Annotated in this window: 18 protein-coding genes and 1 tRNA gene; 14 read left to right on the top strand and 5 right to left on the bottom strand. The window is 73.3% G+C overall.

Going from position 1 to position 19325, the window contains the following annotated elements; genetic code table 11:
• Window positions 1-547 precede the first annotated feature (547 nt).
• The 10 genes from ACT3SP_RS11280 (at window position 548) to ACT3SP_RS11235 (ending at window position 11414) form a co-directional block, all read left to right on the top strand.
• Window positions 548-2164, top strand: coding sequence for an ABC transporter transmembrane domain-containing protein (locus ACT3SP_RS11280; protein ID WP_444587385.1), 1617 nt, complete (start codon window positions 548-550; stop codon window positions 2162-2164).
• Window positions 2161-3966 (top strand): ABC transporter ATP-binding protein, encoded by a 1806-nt coding sequence (locus ACT3SP_RS11275; protein ID WP_444587384.1) that lies wholly within the window; start codon window positions 2161-2163, stop codon window positions 3964-3966. Before ACT3SP_RS11280 ends, ACT3SP_RS11275 begins: the two co-directional genes overlap by 4 nt.
• Before the next feature lie 89 nt (window positions 3967-4055).
• Window positions 4056-4370, top strand: a complete 315-nt coding sequence (locus tag ACT3SP_RS11270; RefSeq protein WP_444587383.1) for a putative quinol monooxygenase — start codon at window positions 4056-4058, stop codon at window positions 4368-4370.
• 116 nt (window positions 4371-4486) lie between these two features.
• Window positions 4487-5431, top strand: coding sequence for a hypothetical protein (locus tag ACT3SP_RS11265; RefSeq protein ID WP_444587382.1), 945 nt, complete (start codon window positions 4487-4489; stop codon window positions 5429-5431).
• Window positions 5428-5775, top strand: a complete 348-nt coding sequence (locus ACT3SP_RS11260; RefSeq protein WP_444587381.1) for a GntR family transcriptional regulator — start codon at window positions 5428-5430, stop codon at window positions 5773-5775. The genes ACT3SP_RS11265 and ACT3SP_RS11260 overlap by 4 nt, the downstream gene beginning before the upstream one ends.
• Before the next feature lie 144 nt (window positions 5776-5919).
• A complete protein-coding gene (locus ACT3SP_RS11255; protein WP_444587380.1) occupies window positions 5920-6777 on the top strand; it encodes a DUF1684 domain-containing protein in 858 nt (285 codons plus the stop codon).
• Window positions 6778-6879: 102 nt separating this feature from the next.
• On the top strand, window positions 6880-7668 hold the full coding sequence (locus ACT3SP_RS11250) for a TVP38/TMEM64 family protein (RefSeq protein ID WP_444587379.1): 789 nt from the start codon (window positions 6880-6882) through the stop codon (window positions 7666-7668).
• A gap of 149 nt (window positions 7669-7817) precedes the next feature.
• The gene (locus ACT3SP_RS11245; RefSeq protein ID WP_444587378.1) at window positions 7818-9962 is read left to right on the top strand and encodes a PTS sugar transporter subunit IIA; all 2145 of its coding nucleotides are present in this window, start codon (window positions 7818-7820) and stop codon (window positions 9960-9962) included.
• A gap of 7 nt (window positions 9963-9969) precedes the next feature.
• A complete protein-coding gene (locus ACT3SP_RS11240) occupies window positions 9970-11118 on the top strand; it encodes a mannitol-1-phosphate 5-dehydrogenase (protein WP_444587377.1) in 1149 nt (382 codons plus the stop codon).
• A gap of 23 nt (window positions 11119-11141) precedes the next feature.
• Window positions 11142-11414, top strand: coding sequence for an HPr family phosphocarrier protein (locus ACT3SP_RS11235; RefSeq protein ID WP_444587376.1), 273 nt, complete (start codon window positions 11142-11144; stop codon window positions 11412-11414).
• A 191-nt stretch (window positions 11415-11605) separates the two neighbouring features.
• On the opposite strand, the gene ptsP is transcribed toward ACT3SP_RS11235, so the two are convergent.
• Window positions 11606-13324, bottom strand: a complete 1719-nt coding sequence (ptsP, locus tag ACT3SP_RS11230) for a phosphoenolpyruvate--protein phosphotransferase (protein WP_444587375.1) — start codon at window positions 13322-13324, stop codon at window positions 11606-11608.
• Between the two features lie 99 nt (window positions 13325-13423).
• On the opposite strand from ptsP, the gene ACT3SP_RS11225 reads away from it, so the two are divergent.
• Both ACT3SP_RS11225 and ACT3SP_RS11220 read left to right on the top strand, forming a co-directional pair.
• Window positions 13424-14347: an SDR family NAD(P)-dependent oxidoreductase gene (locus ACT3SP_RS11225; protein ID WP_444587374.1), complete on the top strand. Its 924-nt coding sequence runs from the start codon at window positions 13424-13426 to the stop codon at window positions 14345-14347.
• A gap of 28 nt (window positions 14348-14375) precedes the next feature.
• Entirely contained in the window at window positions 14376-14996 is a 621-nt protein-coding gene (locus tag ACT3SP_RS11220) for a TetR/AcrR family transcriptional regulator (protein ID WP_444587373.1), read from the top strand.
• A 17-nt stretch (window positions 14997-15013) separates the two neighbouring features.
• Here ACT3SP_RS11220 and ACT3SP_RS11215 read toward each other — a convergent pair.
• The 4 genes from ACT3SP_RS11215 to ACT3SP_RS11200 all read right to left on the bottom strand — a co-directional run bounded on the left by ACT3SP_RS11215 (window position 15014) and on the right by ACT3SP_RS11200 (window position 17141).
• Window positions 15014-15101, bottom strand: a tRNA-Ser gene (locus ACT3SP_RS11215).
• A gap of 38 nt (window positions 15102-15139) precedes the next feature.
• Complete coding sequence (locus tag ACT3SP_RS11210) at window positions 15140-15856, bottom strand: hypothetical protein (RefSeq protein WP_444587372.1); 717 nt, start codon at window positions 15854-15856, stop codon at window positions 15140-15142.
• A gap of 11 nt (window positions 15857-15867) precedes the next feature.
• Window positions 15868-16749, bottom strand: coding sequence for an ABC transporter ATP-binding protein (locus tag ACT3SP_RS11205; protein WP_444587371.1), 882 nt, complete (start codon window positions 16747-16749; stop codon window positions 15868-15870).
• On the bottom strand, window positions 16746-17141 hold the full coding sequence (locus ACT3SP_RS11200) for a GntR family transcriptional regulator (RefSeq protein WP_444587370.1): 396 nt from the start codon (window positions 17139-17141) through the stop codon (window positions 16746-16748). Before ACT3SP_RS11200 ends, ACT3SP_RS11205 begins: the two co-directional genes overlap by 4 nt.
• 180 nt (window positions 17142-17321) lie before the next feature.
• On the opposite strand from ACT3SP_RS11200, the gene ACT3SP_RS11195 reads away from it, so the two are divergent.
• Both ACT3SP_RS11195 and ACT3SP_RS11190 read left to right on the top strand, forming a co-directional pair.
• Window positions 17322-18299 carry an MDR family oxidoreductase gene (locus tag ACT3SP_RS11195; RefSeq protein ID WP_444587369.1) on the top strand — a complete coding sequence of 326 codons (978 nt, stop codon included), beginning with the start codon at window positions 17322-17324 and terminating at the stop codon, window positions 18297-18299.
• Between the two features lie 2 nt (window positions 18300-18301).
• Window positions 18302-19288 (top strand): NAD(P)H-quinone oxidoreductase, encoded by a 987-nt coding sequence (locus ACT3SP_RS11190; RefSeq protein ID WP_444587545.1) that lies wholly within the window; start codon window positions 18302-18304, stop codon window positions 19286-19288.
• The last annotated feature ends 37 nt before the right edge of the window (window positions 19289-19325 follow it).

The following is a 19325-nucleotide window of genomic DNA, read 5'->3' as shown; positions in this document are numbered from 1 at the left end:
GAGGACCGCGGGGACCGCGGCCGACGACAGGTCGTCGCCGGTGCAGTCGATCTGGGGCCCGGAGGCCGAGGGGTCCCGTCCGGCGAGCACGGCGACGAGGACGTCGCCGTCGGCTCGGAGCCGGGGCAGGGAGGGGAGCGCTGCAACGGCCTGCGGGGCCGTCGGCGCTGTGGTGAGGGGTGACGCGGGAGCGTCGTCGAGAGGGTGCGGAGCGAGGGTGGTGATGGAGATCCAATTCCGTCGGATGTGGTGCGCGACCGTCGTCGGTCGCCTCCGAGGGAGGCATCCTGCGCCGTGCGTGCCCTCCGCTGCCGCGCCGGAGGGCGGGGCGAGTGCGGACGACTGCGATAAGCCTACGGCATCCGCGGCAGTCCTCGGTCCACGGTGTGACCCACCGGACTCCGAGCCCGTCCGGGACCGGCGCCGCAGCCCGCGGATCCGCGGGTCGGGACCCTCCTCGTCACCCCGACCGGGCCGGCGTGGGTTAGGGTGACCTTCCCTGGCGCTGACATCGAGCGAGGCGCCCGTTCGTCGTCGAGAGCATCCGATGCCCCCTTCCCCCACCGGCGGCTCCCTGCTGCGTCGGGCGGTCCGCCGCCGTCTGCGGCTGATCGTGCCCGGCCTGCTGCTGATGGCGGTGTGGCAGCTCTGCGAGGCGCTGGTGCCGATCGCGATCGGTCTGGTGGTCGATCACGCAATCGTCCCCCGGGACCGCACCGCGCTGCTGATCTCGGTCCTCGGGATCCTGCTGCTGTTCACGGTGCTCTCCTTCGCCTATCGCTTCGGTGCGCGACGGATGAACACCGCACTGCATCTCGAGGCCCACGACCTGCGGGTCGAGGTGGCCCGGCACGCGCTGCTGGCGCGTGGGGCGCTGACCGGCCGTCGCCCCGGGGCGGTGCTGTCGCTCTCCTCCGCGGACGCCGACGTCACCGCGCTCCTCTTCCGACAGATCGCCCTCGGCGGCTCCGCCCTGCTGGGTCTCCTCGGCGCGTCCGCCTACCTGCTGTGGGCCGACGCGGTGGTCGGCCTGGTGGTGATCCTCGGCGTCCCGCTCGCGCTCCTGCTGGTCGCGGGCCCCTCCCGCGCGATCTCGCGACGCAGCGGCGCACAGCAGGCCGCCGTGGCGGAGGCCGGGGCGGTCGCGAGCGACACCATGGCCGGGCTGCGGATCCTCAAGGCGATCGGCGGCGAGCGGTGGGCCTCCCGCCGGTACCGCACGGCCTCCGCCGCTGCGGCCGGAGCCGGCATCCGCACCGCCGACGTCTCGGGGAGGGTCGCGGGCCTGGGAGTGCTCGGCGTCGGCGTCATCCTCGCCGCGGTGGTGCTGGTGGCCGGGTGGCGCGTGAGCACCGGTGACCTCAGCGTGGGGCAGCTGGTCTCGGTGGTCGGCGTCGCGCTGTTCTTCGCCGAGCCGATCCAGAGCCTGACCATGGCGATGACGGTCTTCGCCCGCTCCCACGGGGCGGCCGTCCGGATCGCGGAGTTCCTGCGCGGAGGCGACGGCGAGGAGCCGTCGGGACCCCCGCCCGCGAGCGCCGAGGTCGCCGTCGAGGGACTCGACATCGGACTCGTCCGCCCCCTGGACCTGCGGATCGACGACGGGGCCCTGTGCGTCCTGGACGTCGCCGACCCCGCCGCGGCCGGCCGCCTGGCGCGCGCCCTCGCCGGAGGTGCGGGCGCCGAGCACGTCCTGGTGGGCGGGGCGCGCCGCGACGCCATCGCCCGCCCTCTGGCCGGGACCGTCATCAGCGCTCCGCATGCGGCGGACCTCTTCGCCGGGACCCTCCGCTCGAACATCACCATGCTCCACGACGGCGACACCCCGGTGCCCGCGACGGTGCTCGCCGCCTCCGGCACCGAGGAGGTGCTCGGCGTCGTCTCCGGCGGCCTCGACCACGAGGTCCGGGAGGCGGGCAGCAACCTCTCCGGCGGGCAGCGCCAGCGGATCGCCCTGGCCCGCGCCCTGTACGCCGCCCCGGAGGTGCTCGTGCTCGAGGACCCGACCAGCGCCGTCGACTCCGTCACCGAGTGGGAGGTCGCACGGGGGGTGCAGCGCGAGCGCGCCGGGCGCACCACGGTCGTGCTGACCTCCTCCCCGGCGTTCCGCGCCCTCGCGGACCAGGTCGTGGAGATCCCCTCCCTCGCAGGAGGCGCCCGATGATCCTGCCCCTGGCGTCCCGACGTCGCGTCCTCGCCGCCCTCCGCCCCCTGCTCGCGGGCCGGCGGATCCTGCTGCTCCTGATCGCCGTCTCCGGCCTCGTCACGGCGCTCGCCGGACTCGCGGGCCCCTGGGTCGTCGGCTCCCTCGTCGACGAGCTGCGCGCACAGGCCTCGATGCGCCCCGTGCTGGTCGGCGCCGGCCTGCTCCTCGCCGCGGGGCCGGTGGGCGCCCTCGGCACCTGGCTGGGTCGGCGATGGATGGGGGCGCTGGCCGAGCCGGCCGTCGCCTCCCTGCGCGAGGACGTGCTCGATGCGGCGCTGGCGGTGGACTCCTCCGTGGTCGAGGGCGGGGGCCGCGGCGACCTGGTCTCCCGCGTCGCGGAGGACTCCCGCGTGGTCACGGAGGCGGCCTCGGTGATCCTGCCGATGTTCCTGCAGTCCCTGTTCGTCGTCACCGTCTCCGCCGCGGGCATGACGGCGGTGGACTGGAGGCTGGGACTGGTGGGGCTCCTCGCGGTGCCGATGTACGCCCTCACCCTGCGCTGGTACCTGCCGCGCTCCGGGCCGATCTACGCCCAGGAGCGGACCGCCTTCGGGGTGCGCTCGCAGCGGGTGCTCGGCGGCATCGGCGGGGCCGCGACCCTGCGCGCCTTCGAGGCGGAGCGGGTCGAGCTCGAGCGGATCGATGCCGCCTCGGCGCACGCCCGGGACCTGTCGATCGACGTGTTCCGCTTCCTCACCCGGGCCTTCTCCCGCAACAACCGTGCCGAGGCGGTGGTGCTCTCGGCGCTGCTCCTGGCCGGCTTCCTGCTGGTGGACGCCGGCTCGCTGACGGCGGGCGGAGTCGCGACCGCGGCGCTGCTGTTCCATCGCCTCTTCAACCCCATCGGCGCCCTGGTGGGCATGTTCGACGAGATCCAGTCCGCCGGCGCCTCGCTCTCGCGGATGGTGGGCGTGATCGATCTGCCGGTGCCGCCCGCGGCCGTGCCCGCCCCGCCCGAGTCGGCGCCCTTCCCTTCGCCGCCGGCGACATCCCCTTCGCCGCCGACTACCCTCCTGTCCCCCGCGGCCGACGGCGACGCCCTGGTCCTCCGCGGCGTCGGCCACGCCTACGAGCGGGACCGCCCGGTGCTCTCGGGAGTGGACCTGCACCTCGCTCCGGGCGAGGTGGTCGCGGTGGTCGGGGCGACCGGCGCCGGGAAGTCCACGCTCGCGCAGATCGTCGCCGGCACGGTGGCGCCCACGACCGGCACCGTGCGCCTGGGGCCGGACCCGGTGCGCGAGCTGCCGCCCGCCGCGCTGCGCGCCCGCATCTCGATGATCAGCCAGGAGGTGCACGTCTTCGGCGACACCCTCGCCGAGAACGTGCGCGTGCCGCGGCCTGACGCCTCGCCCGAGGACGTGCTCGCGGCGCTCGAGGTCGTGGGGGCCCATCGCTGGGTCGACACCCTCCCCGAGGGCCCCGACACCGTCGTCGGCGACGGCGGCCACGCCCTGACCGCCATGCAGGAGCAGATGCTCGCCCTGGCACGGATCGTGCTGGCCGATCCCGAGTTCGTGGTCCTCGACGAGGCGACCGCCGAGGCCGGGTCCTCCGGCGCACAGGAGCTGGAGACCGCGGCGCAGGCGGTGCTCACGGAGCGCGGCGGGCTGGTGGTCGCCCACCGCCTCTCCCAGGCCGTCACCGCCGACAGGGTGCTGGTGATGGAGCACGGGCGCATCGTCGACTCCGGGACCCATGCCGATCTGAGCCGCGGCGAGGGGATCTACGCGCGGCTGTGGGAGGCGTGGACGGCCCGATGAGGAGCCGGGGCTGGGACGCGCTGGATCCGTGCGCCGCCGCCGGGCAGGATGGAGTCTCCGCACCACCCCGATCAGCACCAGGAGCCCGTATGACCGCCGTCGTCGTCACCGCAGTGTTCTTCCCCAAGCCCGGCCGGAAGCAGGAGCTGGCCGAGGCCATGCGCCGCGGCATCGAGGCCGTCCACACGGAGGAGGGCTGCGAGCTGTACTCGATCCACGACGCCGAGGACGGCACGATCACCATGATCGAGAAGTGGTCCTCGGCCGAGGCCCTCGACACCCATGGCGACAGCGACCAGGTCGCCATCCTCCGCGAGGACGTCGCGGACCTGATCGAGAAGCCGGCCCTGGTCACCCGCATGACCCCGATCCCCGCCGGCACGGAGGCCCAGGGCAGGATCTGAGCCGTCGCGCCGACGCAGCGGCTCCGCAGCGCCGCACCCGCAGCACCACGAACCCCAGCCGTACCATTGGGATGGTACGGTGTGTATCACCCAGCTGATACAGATCGGGGGATCTTATGTGGTACCTGCTCGCACCCGTCCTGCTCGGGGTCCTGTTCGGCGTCGCCGGCGCGGTGGGCCTGCGGCTCCTCGGCCGCGGGCCGACCGTCGGGCTCGACCGCCGCAGCGCGCTCCTGACTGTCACGGCTGCGGGCGTGGCATCGCTGGCGGTGATCGCGATCCGGGGTGGCGCGGTGGGGGCGATGCACTCCCCCGCCTTCTCCGCCTACCCCTTCGAGCTCCTCGCGACGGTCCGCTACCTCCTCCCGCTCGCCCTCGGGGTCCTCGTGGTCCTCGCCCTCGCCGTCCCCGCGCCGCAGGAGGGATCCGTCGGCGCCTCCCTGGCCCGCCGCACCTGGTCCTCGTTCGTCCCCCGGGCCTGGACAGCGGTGGTGCTGGGCGTGCTGGGCGTGGTGCTCGCCGTGACCGTGGCCGCGGGCCTCGCCTCCCGGCCCGACGAGGAGGGGCGCTACACGCGGTACGACTTCGGGTTCGACAGCTCGAGCATGTCGACGGACTTCTACGGATGGCACCATTCCTCCGGACCGCTGCTCTGCCTGGTGCTCCTGCTCGCGGTGACCGTCGCGGCATGGACGGTGATCGCCCGCCCGCCGCATCCCGCGGAGCGCGCGGACCTGGAGGAGGACGTGGACCGTCGTCGGCTGCGCAGCACGAACGTCGCCCGGATCGCCACCGGGGCGATGCTGCTCCACCTCGCCACGGTCCTCGGCGACCTGGCCGGGACCGCCGCCTCGAGCCTCACCGCGAGCGCCGGCTCCGGTGAGCACTTCCGCTCGGTCCCGCCCTTCGCGTCGCTGGCGCCCTTGATGGAGCTCGGTGCGCTGCTGGCCGGAGCGATCGGCCTGGGCCTGTGGGTCTTCACCACGCTCAGCGCGCTCCGCGGCACCCGCCCCCGGGGCGGGGTGCGTCACGACGGCGCCCCCTCCGCGGAGTCGGCATGATCATCGAGATCTCGGCGGGCGCCGGGAGTCCGTCCGAGCAGATCCGGGACCGGGTCACCGGGCTGATCACCACCGGGGCCCTCGCCCGCGGCGAGCGCCTGCCCTCGGTCCGCCAGCTGGCCGCTGATCTGCAGGTCGCGCCCGGGACGGTCGCGAAGGCCTATCGCTCCCTGGAGGCCGACGGGCTGGTCGTCTCCCGTCCCGGGTCCGGGACCCGCGTGAGCGATCAGGCCTCCTCCGTCTCCCCCGCGCTCGCCCGCGCCGCCCGGCGGCTGGCCTCCACGGGGCGCGAGGACGGCCGGGACCTCGAGGACGTCATCCGGGTGCTGCGCGCCGTGTGGTGACCACGGCCCCGTGCGCCGGACCGTGGACCACGATCCCGGGCGCTGACCGTGAGGGCAGATCGTGAACGCAGATCACGCCGGGCTCGCCCCGGCCGCCGGCCGCCGTGCAGACTGCGAGGGCCCGACCTGACCGAGGAGAGCCCGATGACCCAGCACGCGACGACCGCCGCCGAGACCGAGCAGACCACCACCGCGCAGACCACCACCGAGCAGACCGACGCCCCCGAGTCCTGGCTCGCCCTGCGCCGCCGCCGGGACGAGTCCCTGGCCGCACCCCACGGAATCCTCGCCCAGGTGGGACTGCACTGGATCGATCCGGACGCCGGGACGGTGCGCCCCGATCAGGTCCCCGGCAGCTGGGAGATCATCGACGGGACGCTGGTCGTGACGTTCGCGGGAGCGGAGCTCACCCTGCTCGCCGGCGCCCCCGAGATCGAGGTCCGCCGCGACGGCGAGGTCACCATCGCGAGCGTGAACGGCGAGGGCGACGTGCGCCTGGCGAGCTTCGGCGAGGACGTGCACATCGACGCGATCCGCCGGGGCGGGCGGATCGGCCTGCGCCTGCTGGACCCGGCCGCACCCCGCCTGACCGGCTTCGACGGGGTGCCGACCTTCCCCTACGACCCCGCTCTCGTGCTCACCGGGAGGTTCCGGTCCGCCCCGAGCACGGTGAGGGTCGGCTCGGCGCTGCCGTGGCTCGCGCAGGAGCTGCCCTCCCCCGGCGTGGCCACGCTCGAGATCGCGGGCACGGAGGTCGATCTCGTGCTCACCAGCGAGTCGAGCCTGCTGTTCACCGACGAGACATCCGGGACCGAGAGCGCCGAGTGGCGCCAGGTGAGCGCGCAGCTCGACGGCGACCGGGTGCGGGTGGACCTCAACGACGCGCTGAACTTCCCCTCCGCCTTCAGCGTCTGGGGCACCTGCCCGCGCCCGCCGCAGGACAACTACCTGCCCTTCCCCGTGCGCGCCGGGGAGGCGCGGGTCGAACCCACCGAGCGCTGAGCGGCTCCGGCCGGCTCGTCGGCCCATCGGCCCATTGGCCCATCGGCTCGTCGGCCCATCGGCCCATCGGCCCATCGGGCCGACGGCACCTAGGATCGCGGGATGCCCGAGAACCACGCCCCCGATCCCGCCGAGAGCGCGTCCCCGGCCGCGCTCGCCTCACGCCTCCGCCGCGGGGGCCTGCCCTGGGGCTCCCTGCTGCGCAACGCGACCCTCGTGGTCACCGTGCTGGTGATGGTCTGGCTGGCGCTGAACGTGCGCCTTCCCTCCCCCGACGAGCTGCGGTCGGGCTTCGCCGATCTGGGCGCCTGGGGGCCGCTCGCCTTCGTCGCCGTCTACGCGGTGGTCGCGCTCACCCCGATCCCGGTCACGATCATGGCGGTGGTGGGCGGGACGCTGTTCGGGCTGGCCGGCGGCACCGTGCTCTCGATGATCGGGGTGACGCTCGGCTGCTGGGGCGGCTACTGGGTGGCACGGGGCCTGGGCCGTGACACCGTGATGCGGGCCCTCGGATCGCACGCCGACATGGTCGAGGACCGCCTCGAGAACGGCGGGTTCTATGCCGTGTGCACGCTGCGCCTGATGCCCGGCATCCCCTACTGGCCGGTGAACTACGGCAGCGGCGCCCTGGGCATCACCAGCCGGGACTTCCTCGTCGCGACCGCGCTCTCCGCCCTGCCGGGACAGGTCTCCCTCATCGCCATCGGCGCGTTCTTCGTCGAGCCGGGGATCGCCTCCGGTGCCGCTGTGGTGATCTCCTGGATCGTGGTCCTCACGCTGACGCTGCTGTCATACCGCCGCTGGAGGGCGACCCGCACCGCCGAACGTCCGGAGGAGGAGCGCCCGGAGAACGGCGGGGCCCTTCCCGACTCCTCCGCTGGCAGCGCCTGAATCCGGTCTAGACTGCTCCCACGCCGCCGGAGCACCCCTCTGCACCACGCCCGGGGTAGGCCCCGACCGGTCACAGCGCGCCAGCCGGCGCGCGTCGTCGCCCACCGGGGCGCTCGGCCCGTGCCCCCGGAACTCCACGAGGACGTGTCATGACCACAACGACCGAGGCCAAGAGCGGGTTCAGTCCGCGCGTGGCGCTGCAGAAGGTCGGCACCTCACTGTCGAACATGGTGATGCCGAACATCCCCGCCCTGATCGCCTGGGGCATCCTCACCGCCTTCTTCATCGAGGACGGCTGGACGCCGAACGCGCCGCTGGAGAGCGCCGTCGGCCCGATGATCCACTACCTGCTGCCGCTGCTCATCGCGAACACCGGCGGCCGGATGATCTACGAGGCGCGCGGCGCCGTGGTGGGCGTCATCGCCACCATGGGCGTGATCGCGGGCTCGGACTGGCTGGTCGCGCAGGAGAACGCCGCCGAGCTCGAGAGGTGGCTCGCCGCCGGCAATGCGGAGGAGGCCTTCGAGGCCCTGCCCGAGGTGCACATGTTCATCGGCGCGATGATCATCGCGCCGCTCGCCGCCTGGCTGATGAAGAAGCTGGACCGGCTGTGGGAGGACCACATCCCGGCCGGCTTCGAGATGCTCGTGAACATGTTCTCCGCGGGCATCTTCGGCTTCGTGATGCTGGTGGCCGGCTTCTTCGGCCTCGCCCCGCTGGTCAACGGCCTGATGACCCTGCTGGCCAACGGCGTCGCCGGACTGGTCAACGCCGGACTGCTGCCCCTGGTCTCGCTGCTCATCGAGCCGGCGAAGGTCTTCTTCCTCAACAACGCCATCAACCACGGCGTGCTCACCCCGCTGGGGATCTCCCAGGCCGCGGTCGACGGCAAGTCGGTGCTCTTCCTGCTCGAGGCCAATCCCGGCCCGGGCGTCGGCATCCTGCTCGCGTACACGATCTTCGGCAAGGGCGCCGCCCGCGCCTCCGCCCCCGGCGCCGCGGTCATCCAGTTCTTCGGCGGCATCCACGAGATCTACTTCCCCTACGTGCTCATGAAGCCGATCCTCATCCTCGCCGCCATCGCCGGCGGCATGACGGGCGTGGCGGTCAACACCCTGTTCGGCACTGGTCTGATCGCCCCGGCCGCGCCCGGCTCGATCATCGCGATCTTCGGCGTGGCCGCCCGTGACTCCTATCTCGGGATCGCGCTCGCAGTGATCGCGGCCGCCGCGGTCAGCTTCGCGCTCTCCGCCCTGTTCCTCAAGATCGGCAAGGACGACGACGGCGACATCGCCGCCGCCACCGCGAAGATGGAGCAGATGAAGGGCAAGAAGTCCTCCGTCTCCGGTGCCCTCACGGGTGCCGGAGCAGGAGCCGGCGCCGTCGCGGCCGCCGACGACTCCGGCCACACCGGCCCGATCTCGAAGATCGTCTTCGCCTGCGACGCGGGCATGGGCTCCTCGGCGATGGGCGCGACGGTGCTGCGCAAGAAGGTGCGCGCCGCCGGCTTCGACGACGTCGAGGTCACCAACAAGGCCATCTCGAGCCTGAACGACGAGTGGGACGTGGTGGTGACGCAGAAGGAGCTCACCGACCGCGCTCGCCAGCGCACCGGCTCGGCCGTGCACGTGAGCGTGGACCAGTTCATGAACTCGCCGCGCTACGACGAGGTGGTGGACCTGGTCCAGCAGCGCAACGACCCCGACGCGGCGGAGGAGCCGGTGCCGGCGGGCACGACCGGGGCAGGCGCGGGTGCCGGGGCCGTCGCGGGTGCCGGGGCCGGTGCCGCCGGTGCGGAGGCGACCGCCGGGGCCGACGACGCCCCGCGGGGCCGCCACGCCGCCGAGCGGCCGCCGGAGCAGGCGCCGATCCTCTCCCCCGAGAGCATCGTCCTCGACGGCAGCGCGACCGATTCCGGCACGGGCATCGAGGAGGCCGGCGCCCTGCTGGTCGCCGCCGGCGCCGTGGACGAGGGCTATGTGACCGCCATGCACGACCGCGAGGCCACCGTCTCGACCTTCATGGGCAACGGGCTCGCGATCCCGCACGGCACCAACGATGCCAAGTCGACCATCAAGCGCTCGGCGATGAGCTTCGTGCGCTATCCCGACGGCATCGACTGGAACGGCAACCCGACCACCTTCGTGATCGGCATCGCGGGCGTCGGCAACGAGCATCTCGAGCTGCTGCAGAAGGTCGCCATGACCTTCTCGGACCCGGCGCAGGTCCAGCGGCTCGAGAACGCGACCACCTCCGAGGAGATCCTCGAGATCCTCGGCGACACGAAGGAGTGAGCATCCGATGAAGGCAGTGCATTTCGGGGCCGGGAACATCGGCCGCGGCTTCGTGGGGCTGCTGCTCCACGAGGCCGGCTGCGAGGTGGTGTTCTCGGACGTCGCCGAGGCCCTCGTGTCCCAGCTGCAGCAGGCGGACTCCTACACGGTCAGCACCGTCGGCCAGGACCCCACCACCACGGTGGTCGACGGGTTCTCGGCGATCAACTCCGCCCAGGACCCCGAGGGGCTGACCGCCCAGATCGCCTCGGCCGATCTGGTCACCACGGCGGTCGGGGCGCACATCCTGCGCTTCGTCGCGCCGAACATCGCCGCCGGGATCGCGGCCCGTCCGGACGGGGCGCCCCGCCTCGCGGTGCTGGCCTGCGAGAACGCGATCAACGCGACGGACCTCCTCGAGCAGGAGATCCGCGCGAACTACCAGGGCGAGGACCTCGAGGAGAAGGCGCTGTTCGCCAACACCGCCGTGGACCGGATCGTGCCGGTCCAGGCGGAGGGTGCGGGCCTCGACGTCACCGTCGAGGACTTCTACGAGTGGGCGGTCGAGCGCGGGCCCTTCGAGGGCCACGAGCCCGACATCCCGGGGATCACCTGGGTCGAGGACCTCGGCCCGTACATCGAGCGCAAGCTGTTCACGGTGAACACCGGCCACGCGACCACCGCCTGGCACGGCTGGGCGGCCGGTCACGAGCGGATCGCCGAGGCGATCGCGGATCCGGCAGTCGCCCGCGAGGTCGAGGGCGTGCTCGCCGAGACCTCGGCGCTGCTGGTCGCCAAGCACGGCTTCGCCGAGGAGGAGATGGCCTCCTACCGCACGAAGGTGCTGGGTCGCTTCGCCAACACCGCCCTGCCGGATCCGGTCGAGCGGGTGGGGCGGGCGCCGCTGCGCAAGCTCTCCCGCCACGAGCGGATCATCGGCCCGGCCGCGGAGCTGGCCGAGCGCGGCCTCGGGCACGACGCCCTGCTCTCGGCGCTCTCCGCGGCGCTGTCCTTCACGCCCGACGGGGATGAGGAGGTCGACCGCCTCCAGGAGATCCTCCGTGAGGAGGACGCCGACGCGGCGACGGCCGAGATCACAGGACTCGACCCCGATCATCCCCTGTCCTCTCAGGTGCGGGACCGCATCGCCGGGGTATCCTCCGGTCACCAGAACTGACGCCAGCGAAAGGCAGACACACCATGGCAGAGCGGACCGTCAAGATCGCCAGCGCCTCCGGGCTCCACGCACGGCCGGCGGGCATCTTCGCCCAGGCCGCGGCGGAGCAGCCCGCGACCGTCACCATCGAGAAGGCCGGCGGGAACGCCGTGCAGGCCTCGAGCATGCTGATGCTGATGACCCTCGGGGCCGGCAAGGGCGACGAGGTCACCTTGCGCGCCGAGGGCGAGGGCGCCGAGGAGTCGGTGAACGCCCTCGCCGACCTCCTGGAGAAGGACCTCGACGCCGAGGAGTGAGGCGCGTCGTGCGGTGACGCGACCGCTGCGCCCGCCCCGGCGCCAGGATCGTCGCGCCGGACCCGGCGACACACCTGACGCAAGCATCGAGACCCCCGATATCACCCACCAACGGGCGATATCGGGGGTCTCGGCGCACGTGTCGCGTCGGGACGGACGCCGGGCGCACGCGCCGCGCAGGGGTCAGCGGGTCACAGCCCCAGCTCGCCGAGGATCGGCAGCCCCGCGCGGACGGCGCTGTTGGCGTCCTCCGCGGTGCGGGCCGCGACGGCCTGGGCCGCGAGGTCCCGAGCCTGCTCGAGGGTCACCGTGGAGAGCACCTTCGCGACCGCGGGCAGCGAGCGCGGGGTCATCGACAGGCTGTTCACCCCCAGGCCCACGAGCACGACCGCGAGACCGGGATCGCCCGCCGCCTCGCCGCACACGCCCACGGGCTTGTTCGCGCTCTCGCCGAAGGCCTCGGGGTCGCCGCCCGCGGCGCGGGCACCGTCGCAGGTGGCCTTGACCAGGGTGAGCACGGCGGGCTGCCACGGGTTGTTCAGATGGGCCAGGGAACCCAGCTGCCGGTCCGCCGCCATCGTGTACTGGGTGAGGTCGTTGGTGCCGATCGAGGCGAAGTCGCAGGCCGCGAGCTGGCGATCCGCGGTGACCGCGGCCGAGGGCGTCTCGACCATGATGCCGGCGGGCTCGAGCCCGCGCTCGGCGCACAGGGCCACGAAGTCCTCGGTCTCGGGGACGGTGGAGATCATCGGCGCCATCACCCAGGGCGTGGCCTGCGACTGCTCGGCGGCCGCGGCGATCGCGTCGAGCTGGTTGGTGAGCACCGAGCGCTTCTCCCAGGAGGTGCGGTAGGCGCGCACGCCGAGCGCCGGGTTGGGCTCGTCGGCGTCGGTGAGGAAGGGCAGCGGCTTGTCCGCGCCGGCGTCGATCGTGCGCACCACGACCTTCTTGCCGGGCAGGTGCGCGAAGGTCTCGACGTAGGCGGCGGTCTGCTCCTCGACGGTGGGCTCGTCCTCGCGGTCCAGGAACAGGAACTCGGTGCGGAACAGACCCACCCCGTCGGCGTTCGCCGCGGCGGCCTTCTGCGCGTCCTGGGCGCCGCCGATGTTGGCCAGCAGCTGCACCCGGGTGCCGTCGGCGAGGACCCCGCCGCCGCCCTCGTAGGTCAGCGGGTTCTTCTGCAGCTCGGTCCAGGCCTCGGCGAAGCGGTGATGCTCCTCGGTGACCTCGTCGGTCACGGTGCCGAAGCCGGCGTCGACGAAGACCTCGGTGCCATCGGCGAACTCGTGGATGTCCCGGGCGGCGACGATCGCCGGCAGCCCGAGCTGACGAGCCAGGATCGCGGTGTGCGACTGTGGGCCGCCGTCGGAGGTGACCAGGGCCAGCACGCGCGTGGGGTCGAGGGTCGCGGTGTCCGCCGGGGCGAGGTCGATCGCGGTGAGCACGAAGGGCTCCTCGACCTCGGGGATGCCGGGCGCCTGCTCGCCGCGCAGCTCGGCGACGATGCGCGCGCGCACGTCGCGCACGTCGGTCGCGCGCTCGGCCATGTACCCGCCGAGGCCCTCGAGCATCGTCGCGACCTGGTCGCCGGCCTCCCAGACGGCGCGGGCCGGGGACTTGCCGCCGGAGAGCACGAAGCCCTGGGCGGTCTGGGTGAGGGACGGGTCCGCGGCCATCTGCGCGGTCGCCTCGAGGATCTTCTTCCCCTCCCCGTTCGCGCGCTCGGCGAGACGGGTCAGCGAGGCCTGCACCGCCGCGGCCGCGGCGGGGATGCGCTCGGCCTCGGCCGCGGCATCCGCCCCCTCGGCGAGCTTCTCGCTCGCGGGCGGCTCCGCGACCGGCGGCGCCATCGCCCGGATCGTGCCGACCACGCGGCCGGGGCTCACTGCAACACCTGTGTACTGGGCCATCGCTGATCTCTCCTCTGCAGGATCCGGGGGCGCCGCCGAGGGAGCGACGGGCCGGAGGTCAGGCCCATGCTACGCGGGTCCGGCCCCTACGATGGGCCGATGGACGCCATGGGATGGGAGCACCTGACCGCGCCCGACCTGCGTGGTCGCACGGTCGTGATGACCGGGGCCAGCGACGGGCTGGGGCGCGAGGCGGCGCTGCAGCTGGCTCGGTGGGGAGCGGATCTGGTGCTCCCGGTGCGCTCCCGGCCCAAGGGAGAGGTCGTCGCCGGCAGGATCCGCCGCGAGACCGGTCGCCCGGAGGCGGTGCGGCTGACCACCCTGGATCTCGCCTCGCTCGACTCCGTGCGCGAGGGGGCCGCGGAGATCTCCCGAGCCGTCGGCGAGCGCGGCATCGACCTGCTGGTCCACGTCGCCGGGGTGGTCAGCCGCCGCCGTGAGGAGACGCGCGACGGGTTCGAGCTGATGACGGGGGTCAACGCCCTGTCCCCTCTGCTGCTGACCGACCTGCTGCTGCCGCTGGTGCACGAGCGGATCGTGGTGGTCGCCTCCGAGGCGCACCGCTTCGGCAGGGTCGACCTCGAGGACCCGCCGTTCCGTCACGGCGGCTGGTCGCTGCGCGCCGCCTACGGCCGCTCCAAGCTGCTGGCGATGCTGTGGAGCCTCGACCTCGCCGATCGCCTGCGGGCCGGCGGGTCCGCCGTGGACCTCCAGCTCGTGCATCCGGGCTGGGTGCTCACGAACCTGCAGAACGCGACCGGGTCGGATCGGCTCGACGCGATCGTCACCGCCGTGACCCGTCCCTTCGCGATGACCGCACCGCAGGGGGCGGCGCCGGTGCTGTTCGCCGCGACCCAGCCGCTGCCGCCCGCCTCCTACGTCGGCCCCGACGGGCGCGGTGCGCTCCGCGGGCGACCGACGCTCCTGCGCCGTTCCCGGCAGGCGATGGACCGGGACCTGGCCCGGGAGGTCACGGCGTGGGCACGGTCCGAGGTAGGGCTGGACAGCGGGTCCCCGCCATAAAGCGATCGCGCGCTATAAAATGCTGGCCATGAGCGCGAGACGAGGACGCCCCCGGAGCTTCGACCGTGACGAGGCGCTGGAGAAGGCGATGCTCCTGTTCTGGGAGCGCGGCTACGAGACGGTCGGCACGCGCGAGCTCTGCGCCGCGATGGGGATCTCGGCGCCCAGCCTGTACAACGCCTTCACCAGCAAGCAGGTGCTGTTCGAGGAGGTGATCAGGTGCTACGCCGAGCGCTACACCGGGTTCGTCGAGGCCGCGTTCGTCGATGAGCCCGACGCCCGAGGTGCGACGGAGCGTCTGCTGACCGGGGCGGCGCACCAGTACACGCGGCCGGGATGCCCCGCGGGGTGCCTGATCATGAACAACTCGGCGAACTTCGCCGGCTCCTCCGAGGAGGTCGCGGCCACCCTGCGCACGATCCGCGGCACGATCGGCGAGCGGGTGCAGGCGAAGCTCCAGGAGGACGTCGACAGCGGCCGGCTGCCCGCCTCGCTCGACCTCCGCGGCCTGGCCATGCACATCCTGGCCATCTGGAACGGGATGGCGATGCAGGCGCGCGACGGCGCGGGGCGCGAGGACCTCGAGTCCGCGATCGCGACCTTCATGGCGACGTGGCCGGCGGGCGCCGACGAGAGCGCACCGGCCTGACCGACGACCGACGACGGCGGAGGGTGCGGGATTCGAACCCGCGGTGCAGGATCGCTGCACATTGGTTTTCAAGACCAACTCATTCGGCCGCTCTGACAACCCTCCTCGTGCCCGGAGGCACCTGCGGGAGTCTAGCCGAGCGCTCAGCGCGCCTGGGTGCGGCGCACCAGCAGCAGCCAGACCGCGCCCGACGCCACACCGATCGCGGCGATCACCGCCATCCACGACCCCCAGTCGAGGGTCAGCAGCTCCAGCAGGCCCCGACCGAAGCCGTCGATCAGGATCAGGGCGGCCAGGAGCGCCACCGCGAGGACGGCGAGCACGGCGCCCCCGATCCACAGGAGGGCCTGGCCGAAGCGCAGGTAGGCCGCCGTGATGGCGGCGCCCAGGAAGAGCACTGCCAGGATCAGCAGGAAGGTCTGGATCAGGGTCTGCCACGCCGGACCGGTGCCGGTGTAGAAGACGTCGAAGAAGCGGATCTGCAGCCCGAATCCTCCGGTGGCCACCTCGATCATCTTGCCGATCGTGATCAGCACCGCGTAGACGACCGCGTTGGCGAGGAACACGAGGGACACCCCGGCGGCGAACTCCCGACGGGTCAGGCCCATGCCCAGGGCGAGCGGGAAGTACTGCCCCATCGACGTGAAGCCGTAGCCGATCATGGGGCCGAGCACGGCGAAGATCGCTCCGTTCCAGGTCATGCCGAGATACATCCCCGCCCGTGCCTCGGGCCCCTGGGAGCCGACGATCGCGCCGACGGCCAGGACGATGACGAGGGCGATGGCGCCGACGATCGGCTGCCAGCCGAAGGCCTGCATCCGGTTGACGACGTGCATGTCGATGACGCTGCGGTAGCGCATGGGTGCCCCTCTCAGGATCTCGCGGCGCTGCGCGCCGCGGTGTTGGTGCGGTGGACGATGTAGTTCTGCAAGGTGACGGGGGCGACCTGGAGGCCGGCGGCGCGGGCGCGGTCGGCGCGCCCCGGATCCGCGTGGACCGTGGCGGTCGCGAGCGCTCCGATCTCCTGGAGGTGGAGCACGTCGGCATCGGCCACCGACTCCCGGACCTCGTCGGCGCGGCCGGAGATCTCGATCGCCGCGGACTGCAGCACCTCGGCCTCCTCGTCGATCGCGACCCGCCCCTCGTCCAGCAGCACCACGTGCTCGAGGAGGTTGGAGACCTCGTCGATGTGGTGGGTGGACAGGACCACGGTGCGGGGGTGCTCCGCGAAGTCGGCCAGCAGGCGGTCGAAGAACAGTCGCCGCGCCACCGCGTCGAGTCCCAGGTAGGGCTCGTCGAAGAAGGTCAGCGGCGCCCGGGAGGCGAGCCCGAGGATGATGCCGACGGCGGAGAGCTGACCGCGGGAGAGCTTGGAGATCGCCCGCTTCTCGGGGAGCCGGAACTCGCCGACCAGATCGCGGGCGAGGTCCCGGTCCCAGCTGGGGTAGAGCCCCTCGGCGATGCTCAGCACGTCCCGGGGGCGGAAGCCGTCGGGGTACTTCTGGCTCTCCTGGATGAAGCAGGTCCGTGCGAGCACACGGGGGTTCTCGACCGGGTTCTCGCCGAGCACGCGCATCCGCCCCGAGGTGGCGAAGACCTGCGCGGTCAGCAGCTTCATCAGGGTGGTCTTGCCGGCGCCGTTGCGGCCGAGCAGACCGTGGATGCGGCCCTCGGCGAGGCGGAGGTCGACGCCGTCGACCGCTGCGACCTCGCGGAAGTGCTTGGACAGGGCATGGGTCTCGACGGCGGTCATCGGGGGTCCTCCTTCAGGATCATGTCGGTGAGCTCCCGGGGGGTGAGGCCGAGGCGCTCCGCCTCCCACAGCAACGGGGTGATGTAGGCCTGGCGGAAGGCCTCGCGGCGCCGGCGACGCACCAGGTCGGCGGCACCGAGGGCGACGAACATGCCCACTCCGCGCCGCTTGACCAGGACTCCCGCATCGGCGAGCCGGTTCAGCCCCTTGCCCGCGGTGGCGGGGTTGATCCGCAGGAAGGCGGCGAGCTCGTTGGTCGAGGGCACGGGGGTCTCCTCCGGATAGGTCCCGTCGAGGACGCCGTCCTCGATCTGCTCCGCCACGGAGATGTAGAGGGGCTTCGACTCGTCGAGCACGAGACCTCCTGCGTCGGCGCCGCGACTGCGGCTCATCGGTTCATTACTCCACTAATGAACCATGGAACCGGGCGGGCGTCAAGGCACGGGGGTCGCGAGGCGAGGCGCTCCGGCCCGCGGGGAGGCGGGGCGCGGGCACCGCCGTCGGCCGGCAGCACCTCCGCCGCGGCGGGCATACGCTGGTCCCACCCGCCCCCGAGGGAGAGGAGCGTGCGCATGCGCGCCGTAGTGATCGAGTCCGAGGGCGCTGACCCGCGCCTGCTGGAGGACGCCGACGAGTCGCTGCTCAGCGGCGAGGTCGAGCTGGACGTCCTGGCCTCCGGCCTGAACTACAAGGACGGCATGGCGCTGGCCGGCACGGGCATCGCCCGCACCCATCCGCTGATCCCCGGCATCGACCTGGTGGGCCGGGTGACGGGTTCGGCCGACGAGCGCTTCTCGGCCGGAGACCTCGTGGTCCTCACCGGCGACGGCCTCGGCGAGACGGCCCACGGCGGCTTCGCCACCCGCGCCCGGGTGCGCCCCGACGCCCTGGTGCGCCTTCCCGCCGAGCTGTCCCCCGAACGGGCCGCCGCCATCGGCACCGCCGGCTTCACGGCGATGCTCGCCGTGCTCCGGCTCGAGGACGCGGGCCTCACCCCCGATTCCGGGGAGGTGCTGGTCACCGGCGCCTCCGGAGGAGCCGGCTCGATCGCGGTGGCCCTGCTGGCCGGTCGCGGGCACCGGGTCGCGGCCAGCACCGGCCGGGTGGAGGAGAACGGCGACTACCTGCGGGAGCTGGGTGCGGCGGAGGTGCTGGACCGCCGGTCGCTGTCCGAGGAGGTCGGGCGGCCGCTGCAGTCCCAGCGCTTCGCCGGCGCGATCGACGCCGTGGGCAGCACGACCCTCGCCAACGTCCTCGCGCAGACCGCCCGGGGCGGCACGGTCGCCGCCTTCGGACTGGCCCAGGGACCGGACCTCCCCGCCACCGTGCTGCCGTTCATCCTGCGCGGGGTGACCCTCGCCGGGGTGGACTCGGTCGCGTGCCCGCTGCCGCTGCGCGAACGCGCCTGGGACGCCCTCGCCCGGGAGATCGACGTCGAGCAGCTGGACTCCCTCACCTCCAGCATCGGGCTGTCCGAGGTGATCGACCATGCCGAGCGGATCCTCGCCGGGCAGGTGCGCGGCCGCACCGTCGTGGAGGTGACCCAGTGACCATGCGCGCGATGACGATCACCGAGGACCATCGGCTCGAGCTCGCCGAGCTCCCCGAACCGGTCCCGGGCCCCGGAGAGGTGCTGGTGGACGTGGTCGCCGCAGGGGTGAACCGCGCCGACGTCGCCCAGACCGCCGGGACGTACCCTCCCCCGGCCGGAGCCTCCGAGCTTCCCGGCCTCGAGGTCTCGGGGCACCGTCGGGACACCGGAGAACCGGTGGTGGCGCTGCTCGCGGGCGGCGGCTACGCCGGCGTCGTCGCCGTGCCCGAGGCGCAGCTGCTTCCCGTCCCCGCGGGGATGGACCTGGTCGAGGCGGCGGGGGTCGTCGAGGCGGTGGCCACGGTGGTCTCCAACCTGGTGCTCGAGGCGGGGCTGCGCGACGGGGAGACGATCCTCGTCCACGGCGGCACCGGCGGGGTCGGCACGGTCGCGATCCAGATCGCGCGCCATCTGGGCGCCCGCGTGCTCACCACCGTCGGCTCCGACGAGGCGATCGCGACGGTGCGCGAGCTGGGGGCCGACGCCGCCTGGAACCGGCGCACCACGGACCTGCTCGCCGCGGTGCGGGAGAGCGGCGGGGCGGACGTGATCCTCGACGTGGTGGGAGGCTCCGCCCTCGCCGACCATGTGGGGATGCTGCGCGAGGGCGGCCGCCTGGTCGTCATCGGCACCCTCGGCGGGGCGAGCGGCGAGCTGCCGCTCGGCGTGCTGATGGGCAAGCGCGGCCGCGTCGTCGGCACCACGCTGCGCTCCCGGCCGGTGGAGAACAAGCGGGCGATCCTCGAGGCGTCGAGGTACCTGGTCTGGCCCCTGCTGGAATCCGGTGAGCTGCGCATCCCGATCCACACCCGGCTGCCGCTCGAGCAGGCCGCGCAGGCGCACCGCATCCTGCGCACCGGCGGGCACCTGGGAAAGGTGATCCTCGAGGTCGAGCCCCCGGCCGACGGCCCGCGCCGGGGCCGACGGCGGCGCGGGTCGGGTGCCTGATTCGAGAGCCCGGGCGGCGAACGCCGGGGCTCAGCCG

This window comes from Brachybacterium sp. AOP43-C2-M15 (assembly GCF_052446295.1).
Classification (GTDB): Bacteria; Actinomycetota; Actinomycetes; order Actinomycetales; family Dermabacteraceae; genus Brachybacterium.
Note: the sequence above shows the minus strand (reverse complement) of the source record. Positions and strands in the feature narration are given on the sequence as shown.